This window comes from Streptomyces sp. NPDC057743 (assembly GCF_042798755.1).
GTDB lineage: Bacteria > Actinomycetota > Actinomycetes > Streptomycetales > Streptomycetaceae > Streptomyces.
Genome location: NZ_JBHVJX010000011.1, coordinates 44,951 through 60,381, shown reverse-complemented (window position 1 = coordinate 60,381; position 15,431 = coordinate 44,951). Strand labels below are relative to the sequence as shown.

At 73.5% G+C, this 15,431-nt stretch carries 14 protein-coding genes, 1 tRNA gene and 1 pseudogene; 7 read left to right on the top strand and 9 right to left on the bottom strand.

Features of this window, described 5'->3' with window-relative positions:
* Positions 1-159: 159 nt before the first annotated feature.
* Positions 160-891 (top strand): TetR/AcrR family transcriptional regulator, encoded by a 732-nt coding sequence (locus tag ACFVFQ_RS14700; RefSeq protein WP_383414531.1) that lies wholly within the window; start codon positions 160-162, stop codon positions 889-891.
* 40 nt (positions 892-931) lie between these two features.
* On the opposite strand, the gene ACFVFQ_RS14695 is transcribed toward ACFVFQ_RS14700, so the two are convergent.
* Both ACFVFQ_RS14695 and ACFVFQ_RS14690 read right to left on the bottom strand, forming a co-directional pair.
* Entirely contained in the window at positions 932-2,401 is a 1,470-nt protein-coding gene (locus ACFVFQ_RS14695; protein ID WP_383415015.1) for an aminopeptidase P family protein, read from the bottom strand.
* 156 nt (positions 2,402-2,557) lie between these two features.
* On the bottom strand, positions 2,558-4,117 hold the full coding sequence (locus tag ACFVFQ_RS14690; protein ID WP_383414528.1) for a PP2C family protein-serine/threonine phosphatase: 1,560 nt from the start codon (positions 4,115-4,117) through the stop codon (positions 2,558-2,560).
* Between the two features lie 734 nt (positions 4,118-4,851).
* Here ACFVFQ_RS14690 and ACFVFQ_RS14685 point away from each other — a divergent pair.
* Positions 4,852-5,562, top strand: a complete 711-nt coding sequence (locus tag ACFVFQ_RS14685; RefSeq protein WP_383414526.1) for a bifunctional DNA primase/polymerase — start codon at positions 4,852-4,854, stop codon at positions 5,560-5,562.
* Between the two features lie 1,002 nt (positions 5,563-6,564).
* Here the strand turns inward: ACFVFQ_RS14685 and ACFVFQ_RS14680 are convergent.
* Together ACFVFQ_RS14680 and ACFVFQ_RS14675 are read right to left on the bottom strand one after the other, a co-directional pair.
* The gene (locus ACFVFQ_RS14680; protein ID WP_383414523.1) at positions 6,565-7,533 is read right to left on the bottom strand and encodes a DUF5926 family protein; all 969 of its coding nucleotides are present in this window, start codon (positions 7,531-7,533) and stop codon (positions 6,565-6,567) included.
* 171 nt (positions 7,534-7,704) lie between these two features.
* Entirely contained in the window at positions 7,705-8,406 is a 702-nt protein-coding gene (locus ACFVFQ_RS14675) for an ATP-binding protein (protein ID WP_383414520.1), read from the bottom strand.
* Here ACFVFQ_RS14675 and ACFVFQ_RS14670 point away from each other — a divergent pair.
* Entirely contained in the window at positions 8,363-8,488 is a 126-nt protein-coding gene (locus ACFVFQ_RS14670) for a hypothetical protein (protein WP_274919408.1), read from the top strand. The two genes, ACFVFQ_RS14675 and ACFVFQ_RS14670, sit on opposite strands and share 44 nt — an antisense overlap.
* Before the next feature lie 58 nt (positions 8,489-8,546).
* On the opposite strand, the gene ACFVFQ_RS14665 is transcribed toward ACFVFQ_RS14670, so the two are convergent.
* On the bottom strand, positions 8,547-9,440 hold the full coding sequence (locus ACFVFQ_RS14665) for a glycerophosphodiester phosphodiesterase family protein (RefSeq protein ID WP_383414517.1): 894 nt from the start codon (positions 9,438-9,440) through the stop codon (positions 8,547-8,549).
* A 379-nt stretch (positions 9,441-9,819) separates the two neighbouring features.
* Between ACFVFQ_RS14665 and ACFVFQ_RS14660 the strand changes: the two genes are divergently transcribed.
* Both ACFVFQ_RS14660 and ACFVFQ_RS14655 read left to right on the top strand, forming a co-directional pair.
* Positions 9,820-11,316: a S1C family serine protease gene (locus ACFVFQ_RS14660; protein WP_383414514.1), complete on the top strand. Its 1,497-nt coding sequence runs from the start codon at positions 9,820-9,822 to the stop codon at positions 11,314-11,316.
* A 43-nt stretch (positions 11,317-11,359) separates the two neighbouring features.
* Positions 11,360-11,446: transfer RNA gene (locus ACFVFQ_RS14655), tRNA-Ser, on the top strand.
* Positions 11,447-11,514: 68 nt separating this feature from the next.
* On the opposite strand, the gene ACFVFQ_RS14650 is transcribed toward ACFVFQ_RS14655, so the two are convergent.
* The 4 genes and pseudogenes from ACFVFQ_RS14650 to ACFVFQ_RS14635 all read right to left on the bottom strand — a co-directional run bounded on the left by ACFVFQ_RS14650 (position 11,515) and on the right by ACFVFQ_RS14635 (position 13,608).
* A complete protein-coding gene (locus ACFVFQ_RS14650; RefSeq protein WP_383414511.1) occupies positions 11,515-12,090 on the bottom strand; it encodes a class I SAM-dependent methyltransferase in 576 nt (191 codons plus the stop codon).
* 122 nt (positions 12,091-12,212) lie between these two features.
* Positions 12,213-12,536: pseudogene (locus tag ACFVFQ_RS14645) on the bottom strand (class I SAM-dependent methyltransferase); the annotation flags it as partial.
* Positions 12,537-12,593: 57 nt separating this feature from the next.
* Complete coding sequence (locus tag ACFVFQ_RS14640; protein WP_383414508.1) at positions 12,594-12,968, bottom strand: hypothetical protein; 375 nt, start codon at positions 12,966-12,968, stop codon at positions 12,594-12,596.
* A 61-nt stretch (positions 12,969-13,029) separates the two neighbouring features.
* Entirely contained in the window at positions 13,030-13,608 is a 579-nt protein-coding gene (locus tag ACFVFQ_RS14635) for a MarR family winged helix-turn-helix transcriptional regulator (RefSeq protein ID WP_383414505.1), read from the bottom strand.
* Positions 13,609-13,656: 48 nt separating this feature from the next.
* Between ACFVFQ_RS14635 and ACFVFQ_RS14630 the strand changes: the two genes are divergently transcribed.
* Positions 13,657-14,604, top strand: coding sequence for a DMT family transporter (locus ACFVFQ_RS14630; protein WP_383415012.1), 948 nt, complete (start codon positions 13,657-13,659; stop codon positions 14,602-14,604).
* An 11-nt stretch (positions 14,605-14,615) separates the two neighbouring features.
* On the top strand, positions 14,616-15,380 hold the full coding sequence (locus ACFVFQ_RS14625; protein WP_383414501.1) for a methyltransferase domain-containing protein: 765 nt from the start codon (positions 14,616-14,618) through the stop codon (positions 15,378-15,380).
* Positions 15,381-15,431 lie beyond the last annotated feature (51 nt).

Below are 15,431 nucleotides of genomic sequence, written 5' to 3'. Positions count from 1 at the left end.
GGAGGACCTCCCCCGCGGCGTCCCCTGTCCCGGCGAGACCAGCGCGGCACCAGGACTAACGCGAAGTTGCTCGCGTTAATCTGTGTCGGACAATACTTGGCCAGAACCCGCACTGCAATCCGCGCTGCGATCCGTACCACGACCCGCAACGGAGCCGCCGTGACGACCACGCCTCAGGCCCCGGGCGAGAGCCGCCCCGGAGGGCGTACGGCCCGCACCCGCCGCGCCGTACTGGCCGCCGTCTCCGAGGAGTTGGCCGAGGGCGGCTTCGCCCGGCTCACCATGGAGCGGGTGGCCCAGCGCTCCGGGGTCCACCTCGCGACGCTCTACCGCCGCTGGCGCAGCGTGGACAAGCTGGTCTGCGAGCTGCTGGTCGAGGCGAGCCACGAGGTGCCGCTGCCGGACACCGGCGGCCTCCGGGGCGATCTGCGGGCGCTGGCCCGTGCGATAGGGCGGTTCTACGGGGCGTCCCGGACCCGCTGCCTGATCGAGGCGGTGGTCGCCGCGGCGGCCCGCGACCCCCAGGCGGCGGGCGCGTTGCGCAGCTTCTTCGACGAACGGCTGGGGCTGGCCGGGGCGATGGTCCGGCGCGCCATCGAGCGCGGCGAACTGCCCGCGGAGACCGACCCCAAGGCGGTGATGGCGGCGCTCGGCGCGCCCTTCTACTACCGGATCCTGATCGCCCGCACTCCGGTGGACCCGGCCCTCGCCGAGTCCACCGCCACCGCCGTCTGGGCCGCGGCCCGCGCGGGCGCGTACGCCACCGCCGGGGGTGGCGAAGGAGCCACCGGAGAAGGGGACTTGGGCGAAACCGGCCCCGACCCCGCCATCGCCACCGCCACCGCCACCGCCACCGACAACGACGACGGCGCGCCGGGGCGGACGGCCTGAGCCGCCCGCCCCGGCGCGCCGTTTCCGTCGCGCGCGGGGCTCACTTGCCGAGCAGGTCCGCCATCCACGCCTCGACCTCGTCCGACCGGCGCGGCAGCGCCGCCGACAGATTGCGGTTGCCGTCCTCGGTCACCAGGATGTCGTCCTCGATCCGGATGCCGATGCCGCGGTACTCCTCGGGCACCGTCAGGTCGTCCGCCTGGAAGTACAGGCCGGGCTCGACGGTCAGCACCATGCCCGGCTCCAGCGTGCCGTTGACGTAGCTCTCGGTGCGGGCCGCGGCGCAGTCGTGGACGTCCAGGCCGAGCATGTGGCCGGTGCCGTGCAGGGTCCAGCGGCGCTGGAGGCCCAGCTCCAGGACCCGCTCGACGGGGCCCTCCACCAGGCCCCACTCCACCAGCTTCTCGGCGAGCACCCGCTGGGACGCGTCGTGGAAGTCGCGGAACGAGGCGCCCGGCTTCACCGCCGCGATGCCGGCCTCCTGGGCCTCGTAGACCGCGTCGTAGAGCTTGCGCTGGAAGTCGGTGTAGCGGCCGTTGATCGGCAGGGTGCGGGTGACGTCCGCGGTGTAGAGGGTGGTGGTCTCCACGCCCGCGTCCAGCAGCAGCAGTTCGCCGGAGCGGACCGCGCCGTCGTTGCGGACCCAGTGCAGGGTGGTGGCGTGCGGCCCGGCGGCGCAGATGGAGCCGTAGCCGACGTCGTTGCCCTCGACCCGGGCGCGCAGGAAGAAGGTGCCCTCGATGTAGCGCTCGCTGGTCGCCTCGGCCTTGTCCAGGACCTTGACGACGTCCTCGAAGCCGCGCGCGGTGGAGTCCACGGCCTTCTGGAGCTCGCCGATCTCGAACGCGTCCTTCACCAGCCGCGCCTCGGAGAGGTACACCCGCAGCTCTTCGTCCCGCTCCGCGGTGACCTTGTCGTGCAGCGCCTGCTCCAGCGGGGCGTCGTACCCGCGCACCACGCGGACCGGGCCGGTGGCCTCCTTGAGCTGCTCGGGCAGCTCGCGGACGTCCTTGCAGGCGAGGCCGAGCAGCGCCGCGGACTCGTCGAGGCTGTGCCGGCGGCCGACCCACAGCTCGCCCATGCCGTTGAGCCAGAACTCGCCGTTCTCGCGGTCGGAGCGCGGCAGGCGGTAGAGCGTCTCCTCGTGGCCCTCGGCGCCGTCGGCGCGCGGCTCCAGGACGAGCACGCTGCCGTCGGTCTGGTCGCCGGTGAGGTAGACGTACTCGGTCGCGGCGCGGAAGGCGTACTCGGTGTCGTTGGCGCGGGTCTTGAGCAGGCCCGCGGGGATCACCAGGCGCTCGCCGGGGAAGCGCGCGGAGAGCGCGGCGCGGCGGTCGGCGGCGTGCCCGGCCTGCGCGATCGGCGCGAGGTCGCGCAGCTCGGTGTCGGCCCAGCCGCTCTTCATGTTCTCCGCGAGCTCGTCCGAGACGCCCGGGTACAGGCCGTTCTTGCGCTGCTTGATCGGCTGCTCTTCCTCGTCCGGGGTCTCCGGAGTGAGCTCGTCGGTCACCATGCCTCCTTTTAAGGCGTTTAAGACTGAACCGGATTCCATCGTAAGTGTGAGCGGAAAACGGTCCAGGGGCCGGAAGCCATGAGCTGTCCGACGCCGCGCGCACAAGGGGTGGGCGCCGCCGCGCCCACCCCTGTGACCTGCGTTTTCTCCGCTCTACTCGGCGAAATACGCCGCGAGCAGAACCACGTCCTCCTCCGAGGAGGGGTCGTTGAGCCCCTGCGGCAGCACGGCCTTGACGATGTGGTCGACCACCGCCTCCGGGTCGTGCCGGCTGGCCCGGGGGACGCCGGCGGCCGCGGAGTGCAGACGGGCGAAGGCCCGGTCCATCGGCTCGCCGGTGCGGTGCAGCAGCCCGTCGCTGTAGAGCAGCACGGTCTCGCCGGCGGCCGGTTCGATCTCCACGCTGGGCGCCTCCCAGCAGGCCAGCATGCCGAGCGGCGCGGAGAGCGAGGTCTCCACGAACTCCGCCCGCAGGTCGCCGAGGACCAGCGGTGGGCAGTGACCGGCCCCGGCCAGCACCATCTTGCGCGGCGCCGGGCCGTCGAGCCCCGCCGGCAGTACCGGCGCACCGGGCCCGCCCGCAGCCCCCGGTGGCGGCTCGGTGAAGGCGAACAGCGCGGTGGCGCTGCGGGCCGGCTCGGTCAGCCGCATCAGCAGCTCCAGGTCGGAGAGGACCGCGACCGGGTCCTCGCCCTCCATCACGGCGTACGCCCGCAGCGAGGCCCGCAGCCGCCCCATGGCCGCCACCGCGCTCGGCCCGGCCCCGGTGACCGAGCCCACCGCCAGCCCCAGCGCGCCGTCCGGCAGCGCCAGCGCGTCGTACCAATCACCGCCGCCGCGCGGCCCGGTGGAGTGCCGCACGGCGAGCCGGACGCCGGGGATCCGCGGCAGCCTGCTGGGCAGCAACTCCGCCTGCAGGGTGCGGGCGGTCTGCCGGCTGCGGTGGAGTTCGAGGAGCCGGGCGAGGTGCTCGGAGGCGTGCGCCCGGTAGAGGCCGACGAGATGGCGCCGGCGGTCGCCGGGCTCGGCGGGCTCGTCGTAGAGCCAGACCGCGGCGCCGATCCGGCCGTTGGGGTCGGCGGTCAGCGGTACGGCGTAGCTGGCGGCGTAGCCGAGGCGGGCGGCGACCTCGCGGAGCCGGGGGTCGAGGTCCTGCTCCCCGGGGATGTCCGGTTCGGCGATCTCGGTCTGGGCCTCGGGGTCGGCGTCGTCGGCCGCGCCGGGCTCGGGCAGGCCGTCCACTATCCGCGCGAACGACAGGGCGCGGCGCGGCACGGTCTCGATGTGGCCGATCTCGGCGTGGCCGAGGCCCAGGCCCACGGTGGTGCGCGGGCCGAGCCCGTCCTGCGGGTCCAGGACGACCAGTCCGCGGCGGGCGCCGACGAGGAAGGCGCCGGCCCGCAGGAGTTCGCGCAGCGCGTCCTCCAACGTCCGGGTGCGGGCGAGTCGTTCGGTGAGGTCGTGGAGGGTGCTGAGGTCGGAGATCCAGCCGGCCAACCGGTCCTGGATGGCGGCGATCCGCTCCACGGGGGAGGGTGCGGCGGGGGCGTGAGATGCGCCGGAGTGGGCGCCGTCCTGGGGAGCGTCGGTGTCGGACGGGCCGTCAGTGGAGCCGCCGGCGGAGGCAGGCGTCACATGAGGATCGGTAGTGTGCGCGGGAGAGGGGAGAGCTGGTTCGATTCCAGCCACTTTCGGAACGTGTGGGGCGCTCATGGCCGGCGACCCACGTCGCGCCCGGAAAATCCCCAGGTCAGGCCGCGATGTGGCAGGGAGTGCGGCGTTTGTTTGAGTGATGTTGTGCGGTACTGTCGCCCGCTCAATTTCCTCAATAGCATCGCAAACCCCCATGTCATGCTGCTCCGCTATCAATGCCTCCACATGTACACGCACCGGCGATGTGATGTCCAGCACTGTCCCTATGGGGTTTGTGGTGTCAACGAGGTCTGTAGATTGGCCTGAAAACAGCCCCCCGAGCGTCAATTTGCGGTCTGCTGGCGGCGATCAGCAGCGCGTCATATCCACCGTGGCGGGTACGTACTCGGATAGGTGCGGGGGCAGTTGGGGCCGCACCGGAACTCTCCGGCGGGCACCGGCGTCCTATACGGCGACACCGCGACGCACTCCACAAGTGGCGGGATGGCACACCGGAAGCGCAAGCGCCATGCGCGCGCCACCCTTCGCCACGTTCCACGCCCGGTGTACGGCGTGATGCGCTGCCTCGTACACGCGGTGACCAGAGCGCCACGTGTGGTGATCGAGCGCCAACGACCCTCGGGTCGCACAACCCGGCCGGCCGGCCGAACCGCACGACCGGGCCCAAAGCACCAGCTCGTATTGGCCCGGAGCACCACAACGGTAATTGCGAACGGCATGCACCAACGGTGTCAGCTCACCGACGTGCAGTGCGAAGGACCAGCCCTCGGCGTAACGGAAAGGAACGAGCGCTCATGCGCGAGATCCTCGGAAGGCGACGCAAGCCCCTGTTCCGGCGCGGCGGGAGGTCGGCGCTGCTCGGTGCGGCGCTCCACTGCGCCACCGAGTGGCAGTGGCCCGTCCTCCCGGGTGTCGGACTGCGGCCCGCCGGCCGGCAGCAGGCGGGCGGGCGGCTCGGCCTCGGCGAGCGGGCGCCCCGCCGCTGCAACTGCCCCGACCCCGACTGCGTGGTGCCGGGCGCGCACCCCTTCGACCCGGGGCTGTTGGCGGCCACCACCGACGCGAAGATGGTGCGGTGGTGGTGGACCAACCGCCCGGACGCGCCGATCATCCTGGCGACCGGCGGCCGGGCCCCGTGCGCGGTGAGCCTGCCCGCGGTCGCCGGGGCCCGCGCGCTGGCCGCGCTGGACCACTTCGGCGTCCGCACCGGCCCCGTGGTGGCCACCCCGACCCGTTGGTCGCTGCTCGTATCGCCTTACGGGCTACCGGAGTTGGGTGAGCTGCTGAGCTCCCAGGAGTGGGTGCCCAGCTCGCTGCGGTTCCACGGCGAGGGCGGCTATCTGGTGCTGCCGCCGTCCCCGACCGGTGCCGGCAAGGTCCGTTGGGAGCGCCCGCCGGCGGCCTCTCGGGTCGCGCCCCAGTTGCCGAAGGTCGCCACGATCGTCGACGCGCTGGTCACGGCGAGCACCGCCACCCCCGACGGCGGCAGCCGACTCGCGTACTGAAGGCCCCTTCGGTGCGACGGCGGCCGCGCCGGGGAGGTGGCCGGAAAACGCGCCTCTCCGGTTCACCCGTAAGGGTGTGAGCGGTCGTTGGGGGCCGTGGGATTCCCGGGGTTGGGCATTCGGTGCCACGCCGGTGGGCCGGTAGGTTCGGCGCACCGTCCGCCGGTCGCGGACGGCACTGCCCCCGCATCCCCGCCCCGTCGTACCTCTCGCAAGTGGGTCCCATGCAGCGTGCGCGGATTCTCCGCCTGACCGGGCTCGCCGGCCTCGCCGTGCTCGCCCTCACCGCCCCCCCTGGCCGCCGCGACGGCCGGCCCGGCGGACCGGGCTCGCCCGTCGACCGCCCGCACGGCCGTCGGCGCCCCCGCCGAGCCGCTCGCCGACCTCGTCGGCGCCCTCCTCGCGAGCGCCCGCACCGCCCACTGCGGGCCCGAACTCCCCGACCAGCACGGGCTCACGGCCCGGACCTGCCTCCTCACCGGGGGTGGCCGCACCTGGGCGCGCACCGCGTTCCGTAATTCCACGGGTGAGCCGCTGCGGGCCGCGTTGACGCTGCTGCGCCCGGACGGCCGGAACGTCCAGGCGGATTGCGCGGTTCCGGCGGGCGGGGCGCCGGGCATCTGCGAGACCCCGGGCGGCCCGACGGCGCGCGGGACGCGGGGACCCTACGGGGCGGTGGCGGAGTTCTCCGACGCGGCGGGGGAGCGGCTGCGGCTGCGCTCGGGCGCCAACTGGACGCCGGGCGGCGGGAATTCAGGGCGTTGAGGGCCCGGCCTGAGCGGGCGAGTGGTCCGTGACCGTGCGGGGCGCGGCCGGACATGGAAGCGCCCGGTCGCTGGCGACGGGGGATGCACCAGCGACCGGGCTCTTAGAACCGTAACAAGAGATCGGCGGTTCGCAAATTCGATCGTGGAATTCCGGACGCGGATTTACCGGTGGGCACGGGGGAGTTGCCGCAGTGCTGTGACCGGTTTCACGCCCACGTGCGTGCCGTCGGGCCGGTCAGCTCAGCGTGACCTGACGGTTGGTGAGCCCGCCGCGGGCCCGGCGCTCCTCGGCGGTCAGCGGCGCGTCCGTGGCGAGCGCCTTGGCCAGCCGCTCCTGGAAGGCGGCGGCCGGACCGGCGACGTCGTCGGCGCTCATCGAGGACGGCAGGTCCCACACCGGGACGACCAGGCCGTGCGCCCGGAACGAGCCGACCAGCCGGGTGCCTTCGCCGAGCGCGGAGGTGCCGGCGGCGTGCAGCCGGGCGAGCGCGTCGAGCAGTTGCTCCTCGGGGTGCTCGGTGACCCAACGCAGGTGGTTCTTCTCCGGGGCCTCGCACCAGTACGCGCCCTCCAGGCCCGGGATGCGGGCGGTGGGGATGGCCGCGGCGTTGGCCCGCTCCAGGGAGGCGGCGACCTCGCCGGTGGCGTTCTCGGCGTTCTCCACCCAGAACTCGAAGCCGGTGTGGACGGTCGGCTCAAAAGGAGCGTCCAGGTCCAACAGGTCCTGCAACCGCGGCCCGTCGGCGGGGGCCCGGCCGGCGGCGACCGGGTGGCCGGGCTCGGTGGTCAGCGCCCGCTGGAGGGTGTCGGCGAGGTCCCGGCTGATGTCGCCGGACGAGGTGTCGTTCTGGAGGCCGAGCAGCACCGCGCCGTTGTCCCGGCGCAGCGCCGGCCAGGCCATCGGCAGCACGGTGGCCAGCGTCACCGAGGGCACGCCCTCGGGCAGCCCGCCCTTGAGCGTCAACGGGGCGGTGGCGGCGGGCACCAGCTCGCGCAGCGCGACCCAGTCGCACTCGCCGGGCAGCCCCTCGAACGGGCGCCGCACCAGCTCGGTGACGGCGTGCGCGGCCTGCCGGCCGTGGCACGCCTTGTAGCGGCGGCCGGAACCGCACGGGCAGGGCTCGCGGGCGCCGACCACCGGCACCTCGCCGTCCTCGATCTGTACTGCTGCGGCCCGGGGCTGGGGGCGGCGCTTCTTGGCCATGGCGACGGTGCTCCTGGTGGTTCCTGGTCGTACGGACGCGTTGTGGCGCGAGCCTAAAGGAGAGCGGTGCCCGCGGCGCCGGCAACATCGCCGGGAGCGTCGGGAGCGCGTCGTCGCGCGGGCGGGCCGCCGCGTGCGGGGCGGCTCGTCGGTGCCCACCGGGGGCGCCCGCTAGGGGAGTTCGTCGAACTCCGCGAAGGCCAGGCCGGTCGCGCCCCGGCCGCTTCGCGACCGGCGGGACGCGCCCTCGCGCGGGGCTTTCCGCAGCGAGAGCGGCAGCCCGACGGCCATGTCGGTGGTCAGGTCGGCGGTGAGGTCCGCCCCCAGATCCACGCGCGTAGCGAACGCGCCCTGAAGCGAGAGGGCGGCCCAGACCGTGACCTCCCCCGGGGCGGAGTCGCGCACGCCCCAGTCCTTGGCGAGCGAGCGGATGATCGCCAGCCCCCGGCCGCCGCGGGCGGTGACCGACGGCGTGGCCGGAACCGGACGGGTCGGCCCGCCGCCGTCGGTCACCGCGACCACCAGCCGCCCCTGCCCGTCGATCCGCCAGGCCGCGCGGACCGAGGCGCCGGGAGCGGAAGCGGAATCCGATCTCGCCGACCTCGCATCCGACGCGGCGCCGCAGTTGTCCGCGGACACTCGCGCCGATGCGGAATCCGGTACATGGGCTTCGTGTATCGGACGCGCATGGCGACACGCATTGCTCAGCAGTTCCGAAAGGACCAGGACCGCATCATCAACGACTGTGTCCTGAACTCCACTTGCCAACAGCTCTTCTCGCATGCGCCGCCTGGCCATGCCGACACCCGCTGGACCATGGGGTACGGCCATGATCGACGACGTCGGCACCTCTTGTGCCACCACCAACGCCACCCCCGAGACCTCCTTTGCCCCACGCCACGGGATGGATGCCCCAATGGACTGGACCGGAAACCGGCCAACCGACACGCAGTGACGCACTCGACACCGTCGAATACGGGCCGAGTGCGCCGGGGCACACCCCGTAAGGGGCCCTACCCCAGGCCGAGTTGCTTACGTACCTGTTTGGGGCGGTTCGTAATGATTGCGTCCACTCCCAATTCGCGGCACATCTCCACGTCTGACGCCTCGTTGACCGTCCAGACGTGCACCTGGTGGCCCGCCCGGTGGGCCCTGGCGACGTAGTCCGGGTGCGCGCGCAGGATGCGTACGCCGGGGCCGGCGATGCGAACGCCGGGCGGCAGCCGGCCGTCCCGGTGGCGGGGGGTGAGGAACTGCATCAGATAGACGCCCGGGATGTCCGGGGCCGCGGCCCGTACGCGGTGCAGGGAGCGCGCCGAGAAGCTCATGACGCGCACCGGCGGCGCCCAGTCGGAGGTGGCCGGTTTCGTATGGCCGAAGCGCGCCAGCAGTTCGACCAGTCGCTGCTCCACCTGTCCGGCCCAGCGGGTCGGATGCTTCGTCTCGATGGCCAGCTCGACCCGCCGGTCCGCGTCCGCGACCAGCTCCAGCAGCCGCTCCAGGGTCAGTACGGAGGTCCGCTCGGCGTCCCCCTCCTGCTGCCAGTCCGGCTCCTCGTTCGCGTTCACCGGCCGCCCGGTGGCGCGCGCCAGCCGCTCCACGAGGCCCTTGTGCCCCAGCCCCTTCCAGGACCCGAAGTCCAGCGCGGCGAGATCGGCCAGCTCCAGCGCGGAGACCGCCCCGCGCCCGTTGGACGTGCGGTTCACCCGCCGGTCGTGGACGCAGACCAGATGGCCGTCGGCGGTGAGCCGGACGTCGCACTCCAGCGCGTCCGCCCCGTCCTCGATCGCCCTGCGGTACGCGGCCAGGGTGTGCTCGGGGATGTCCTCGGACGCCCCGCGGTGGGCCACGACGGCAAGGGTGGGACGGGAAGGACGGGCGTCCTTGGCGGGGCGCGGGTAGGTCACTGCGTCATCGTGCCATCCGTCGCCCCGCCCCCGCCCAGCAGAAGATCACCGGCCCTCGGCGCCCCTGTCGCCACGGGCGGCGGCTATGCACCCCTCTGGCCCGACTCGTCCGCATTAAGTCACAGGTTCGGCTTACGGTGCCCTGACGGGCCATAGGGAAAGCTGGGGAAGGCTGGGCGGTGTCCGGGGCGGTTTCCGGGACAGGGGGGCCTCGTCGACGGCCGCCGGCGGATCCCCGGGCGACCACCGGGACGGTCGGGACTCGCCCGGAGCGGCGAGATCCCGGATGCTGGAGTACCGCGGGATCCCGGATGCTGGAATACCGGGGCGGTCCCTTGGGCCGGCACCGCCGTGAAGCACGCTGACTGAGGAGAGAGCTGTGAGCACCGAGAACGAGGGAGCCGGAGTCCCGTCGGAGGCCAAGCCGCCGACCGGGCCGCAGCCGGACAGCGCCCCCGCGCCCGTCTCCGGCGACCAGACTCAGGACGCCCCGCCCGCGCCGGCCACGCCCCCCGCCGCGCCCCCGCCGCCGGACTACGCCCCCCGGGCCGCCGGCCCGGCCGACGAGGACCGCACCCAGCAGCTCCCCCCGACCCCGGCCGCCGCCCATCCGGAGCAGCCGCCCGGCCCGCCCACGGGCCCCCAGGTCCCGTACGCCGCGGCCGGGCACGGTCCGGCCGGCGGTTGGGGCGCGCCCCCGCCCGGCGGTGGCAACCCCTGGGCCGCGCCCGACCAGCACCCGGCCCCCCAGCGGCGCAACGGCGGGCTGATCGCCGCGGTGCTCGTCGCCGCGCTGGTCGCGGGCGGCGTCGGCGGCGGCATCGGCTACTGGGCCGCGGGCCGCAACGACAACGCCTCGACCACGGTCTCCGCCTCCGGCGACGCCGGCGCACTGAACCGCAAGCCCACCTCCGTCTCGGGGATAGCGCAGCGGGCGCTGCCCAGCGTCGTCACGATCGAGGCGCAGGGCGCCAGCGGCGACGGCGGCACCGGCACCGGCTTCGTCTACGACAAGCAGGGCCACATCCTCACCAACAACCACGTGGTCGCCAGCGCCGCCGACGGCGGCCGGCTCACCGCGACGTTCTCCAACGGCAAGAAGTACGACGCCGAGGTCATCGGCCACGCCCAGGGCTACGACGTCGCCGTGATCAAGCTCAAGAACGCCTCCGGCGCCACGCTCAACCCGCTCCCGCTCGGCAAGTCCGCCAACGTCCAGGTCGGCGACGCCACCATCGCCATCGGCGCCCCGTTCGGCCTGTCCGGCACGGTCACCACCGGCATCATCAGCGCCAAGGACCGCCCGGTGGCCTCCAGCGACGGCGGCGGCAGCAGCGCCTCGTACATGTCCGCCCTGCAGACGGACGCGTCGATAAACCCGGGCAACTCCGGCGGCCCGCTGCTGGACGCCGGCGGCAATGTCATCGGCATCAACTCCGCGATCCAGTCGGCCGGCAACGGCGGCGGCGGGTTCGGCGGCGAGTCGGGCCAGGCCGGCAGCATCGGCCTGGGCTTCGCGATCCCGATCGACCAGGCGAAGCGGGTGGCGCAGGACCTGATCAAGACCGGGCAGCCGGTCTATCCGCAGATAGGGGTCCAGGTCGGCATGCGGGAGTCCGGCGACGGCGCGACCATCGCGCAGACCGGCAACAACGGCAGCGACCCGGTCACCCCGGGCGGCCCGGCCGACAAGGCGGGCCTGAAGCCCGGCGACACCATCACCAAGCTGGACAACACCATTGTCGACAGTGGCCCGACGCTCATCAGCGAGATCTGGCAGCACAAGCCCGGCGACCGCGTCACCCTCACCTTCAAGCGCGGTGGCAAGGAGCACACCACCCAAGTCACCCTGGGACAGCGCACGGGCGACAAGTGACGCGCTAGTCTGATCCCCGCGGCACCGCACCCCGGCGCCGCGGGGAGGCTTGCCCGAGCGGCCTAAGGGAACAGTCTTGAAAACTGTCGTGGCGGCAACGCCACCGTGGGTTCAAATCCCACAGCCTCCGCAGGTGAAGTAGGGAGAGCGGCCCCCGTCCGGGAGTTACCGGGCGGGGGTTGTTTGTGTGTGGGTGGGTCAGGTGGTGGCGAGGAGGAAGTCCTCGCCGGGGGTGGGGCGGAGGGCGTCGGGGCGGTGGGAGAAGTAGCGGTCGGCGAGGGTGGTGGCGGGGATGTGCCGGGCGTCGGCGAGGCCGGAACGGCGGGCGAGGGTGAGCATTTCCTGCGGGGTGTAGAAGCTGAGGAACGGGGTGCCGTTGGCTCGGGCGCCCTTGGTGGCCCGGTCCAGGGCGGGGCGGTCGGCGGGGGCGAGGAGTTCGGCGGGGAGGGGGAAGGACAGGGCGAGCGTGGAGCCCGGGGCGAGGCGGGCGATGTGGCGCAGGGTGGCCGCGGTGGTGTCCTTGGAGAGGTAGAGGGTGACGCCGGTGGAGACGATGAGGGTGGGGCGGTCGGCGTCGAAGCCGGCGGCCGAAAGCCGGTCCGGCCAGGAGTCGTTGGCCTCGAAGTCGACCGGTACGAGGCGGAGCCAGTCGGGGATGCCGTAGCCGAGCTCGATCAGGCGGCGGCGTTTCCAGGACTGGGTGGCGGGTTGGTCGATCTCGAACACCCTTAGGGCGCTTCTGACGGATCTCCGCGGCGTCGCGGCGTCTGGCACGCACGCTCGCGGCGTTGCCGAAATGCCCCCATAGCTCCGCTATGAAGCCATCCCGGCGCCTTGCGATCGCACGCACCAGACGCCGCTCCTTCCTCCACGGAGATCCGTCAGAAGCGCCCTAGCCGGCCGGCGACTTCGGGGTGGCGTTGGGCGAACGTGTCCAGGCCGGCGCCCAGGATGACGTACTGGGTGAGGCCGCGGGCGGCCTGTTCGAGGGCCAGGTCCTCGACGAAGCGGGCGCGGGCCACGATGGCCGCCCGGAAGCCGGCGGTGGCCTGTGGGTCCATGTCGGGGCGGGCGCGCCAGTCCCCGTCGGGGGCGGCCAGGCGCAGGCCGATCTCGTCGTCGAGGACGTGGGGCGGCGGGTCGCTGTGGACGTGCAGGGCCCGCCACAGGGCGACCCGTACCGCGCTGCTGTCGGGGGCGGGGGAGCGTGCGTCCGTCATGGGGCCCTTTCCTCGCTGCGGTGCGTGGTGCGGTCGGTCCCGGGGCCGGCTAGCCGGCTATTCGCCGAGGGCCTGTTCTTCCTGCGCCTGTTCTTCCCGCTCGTGGAGGTGCTTCAGGGCCGAGCGGGCGGCGGGGGCGTCGTCGCAGCCGGACCAGAAGTCGTGGGTGACGACGCGCTCGGCGAGGGCGAGTTGGCGGGCGCGCAGCTCGGCGACGCGGGCCTGCTCCTCGTCGGTCCAGCCGGGGGAGTCGGCGCGCTCGGTCTCGAAGAAGTGACCGTTCTCCTTGGTGTGGGTCCAGCCGGGGAGCGGTTCGACGGACCATGCCAGGCGTCGGTAGAGGTCCGCGAGGGCGGACTGGACCTGGTGCAGCTCCAGCTGTGCTTCCCGCAGGTCCTGGGGGAAGTCGTAGGTCTTCTGCTTGTCAGCCACAGCGCAAGGATACCGCTCACTCGTTCGATTCTGGCGGAGTGGCGCGGCGGCTGTGGAGGTTTCACCCGGTTGGCCTGGTGGGGCCGGTCGGTGGGGGTGCTACGGGGGTGTCCTGCGGGGGCTCGATGCGGGCCAGCCAGGTGGTGAGGAGGGTCTCCAGCTGGGCGGCCTCGTCGGGGGTGAGGGTGTCGAGGAGGGCGCGTTCGTTGTGCATGTGGTCGGTGAAGGCGCGGTCGAACAGCTCGCGGCCGGCCACGGTGAGGGCGATCACGCGGCCGCGGCCGTCGGTGGTGGAGCGGCGGCGGGTGACCAGGCCGCCGCGTTCGAGCCGGTCGATCCGCTTGGTCATCGCGCCGGTGGTGACCATCGTGTGCGCGGCCAGTTCGCCGGGCGCCCGCTCGTAGGGTGCGCCGGCGCGGCGCAGCGCGGCCAGCACGTCGAACTCGCCCTCGCTCAGGCCGTAGCGGCGGTAGACGAGGCAGAGGCGGTCGGTGAGGAGGGTGCCGAGGCGGTGCAGGCGGCCGATGACGCCCTGGGGGGTGACGTCGAGGTCGGGGCGTTCGCGGGCCCAGGCGGACTGGATGCGGGCGATGCGGTCGGGGAGCGGGGGCGTGTCGGGCTGCGTGTCGGGCTGCGTCATGGGGCGAGCGTATAGCTTCCAGGGAAGGTAGTTGCTAGCTTGGCTTCCGTGGAAGGTATTTTGCGGTGGGTGCTGGTGACGGCCGTCGCGCCGGTGGCGTGGGGGACCAACTACTACGTGACGCACGCGTTTCTGCCGGACGGGCACCCGCTGTACGGGGCGGCGATTCGGGCGCTGCCGGCCGGGTTGCTGCTGTGGGCGGTGCGTCGGACGTGGCCGCGCGGGGCGTGGTGGTGGCGGTCCCTGGTGCTCGGTCTGCTCAACATGGGGGGCTTCTTCGCGCTGGTCTACGTGGCGGCGCAGCGGCTGCCGACGAGTCTGGCCTCGGTGGTGATGGCGCTGTCGCCGCTGGTCATGGCGTTGTGTGCGTGGGGACTGGTGGGCGAGCGGCCGCGGGTGGCGCATCTGGTCGGGGCCGTGGTGGGGGCCGGCGGGGTGGGCCTGATGCTGCTGACCGCGTCGGTGGCGGTGGACGCGGTCGGGGTGCTGGCGTCGGTGGGGGCGATGGGGATGTCGTCGCTGGGCTATGTGCTGGCCAAGCGGTGGAGCGCGGCGGACGGTGCCGGGGTGGATGTGTGGGCGTCCACGGCGTGGCAACTGCTGGCCGGCGGGCTGGTGTTGGTGCCGTGTGCGGTGGTGGTGGAGGGGGCGCCGCCGGCGCTCGACGGGCGGGCGTGGCTGGGGTTTGGCTATGTGACGGTGGTGGCGACGGCGGTGGCGTTCGCCGCGTGGTTCGCCGGGCTGCGGCGCCTGCCGGCGGCGACGGTGGGGCTGGTCGGGCTGCTCAACCCGGTGACCGGGGTGCTGTTGGGGACGGCGCTGTCCGGGGAGGCGCTCGGGTGGCGGGAGTGGTGCGGGCTGGTGTTGGTGTGGGGCGGGGTGTTGCTGGGGCGGCCGGGTGGTGGGGCCGGTCGGGCCGGGGCGATGGCGCGGGGGAGCGCGGTGCGGGTGCGAGGCGGGGAGGAAATGGCTGGCAAGGGCGGGGGTGGGCGGTGAGGCTTGGGGGTATGGAGCGAACTTTTGAGGAACTGGTGGCGGAGGCCGCCGAGGTGTCGGTGGCGGGCTGGGACTTCTCCTGGCTCGACGGGCGGGCCACCGAGCAGCGGCCCTCCTGGGGGTACCAGCGGTTGTTGGGCGAGCGGCTGGGGCGGGCGACGGCGGCACTGGACATCCAGACCGGGGGCGGCGAGGTGCTGGCCGGCGCGGGGGTGTTCCCGCCGGTCATGGCGGCCACCGAGTCCTGGCCGCCGAACGTCGCCAAGGCGACCGCGCTGCTGCACCCGCGGGGCGCGGTGGTGGTGGCGGACGAGGACGAGCCGCCGCTGCCGTTCGGGGACGCCGCGTTCGACCTGGTGACCAGCCGTCATCCGGTGACGGTGTGGTGGGCGGAGATCGCCCGGGTGCTGCGGCCGGGCGGTACCTACCTCTCCCAACAGGTCGGGCCGGCCAGCGTGTTCGAGTTGGTGGAGTTCTTCCTGGGGCCGCAGCCGGAGGAGGTGCGGCGCGCCCGGCACCCCGAGGACGCGCGGCGGGACGCGGAGGCGGCCGGGCTGGAGGTCGTCGAGCTGCGGCAGGAGAGGCTGCGGACGGAGTTCTGCGACATCGGGGCGGTCGTCTACTTCCTGCGGAAGGTGGTCTGGATGGTGCCGGGGTTCACCGTCGAGCAATACCGGGAGCGGCTGCGGGAGTTGGACGGGCTGATCCGGCGCGAGGGGCCGTTCGTGGCGCACACCACGCGGTTCCTGATCGAGGCGCGGAAGCCGGGCGCGTAGGGCCTGCCCGGCGGGCCAGGGTCGGACACCCCCTAGGCCCTGTCGTCAAAC

Excerpts from the sequence above, each read along its gene's own strand:
- ACFVFQ_RS14690 (WP_383414528.1), bottom strand. The coding sequence starts at position 4,117 with ATGAGCGCCCCACACGTTCCGAAAGTGGCTGGAATCGAACCAGCTCTC.
- ACFVFQ_RS14685 (WP_383414526.1), top strand. The coding sequence starts at position 4,852 with ATGCGCGAGATCCTCGGAAGGCGACGCAAGCCCCTGTTCCGGCGCGGC.
- ACFVFQ_RS14680 (WP_383414523.1), bottom strand. The coding sequence starts at position 7,533 with ATGGCCAAGAAGCGCCGCCCCCAGCCCCGGGCCGCAGCAGTACAGATC.
- ACFVFQ_RS14670 (WP_274919408.1), top strand. The coding sequence starts at position 8,363 with ATGATCGACGACGTCGGCACCTCTTGTGCCACCACCAACGCCACCCCC.
- ACFVFQ_RS14635 (WP_383414505.1), bottom strand. The coding sequence starts at position 13,608 with ATGACGCAGCCCGACACGCAGCCCGACACGCCCCCGCTCCCCGACCGC.
- ACFVFQ_RS14625 (WP_383414501.1), top strand. The coding sequence starts at position 14,616 with ATGGAGCGAACTTTTGAGGAACTGGTGGCGGAGGCCGCCGAGGTGTCG.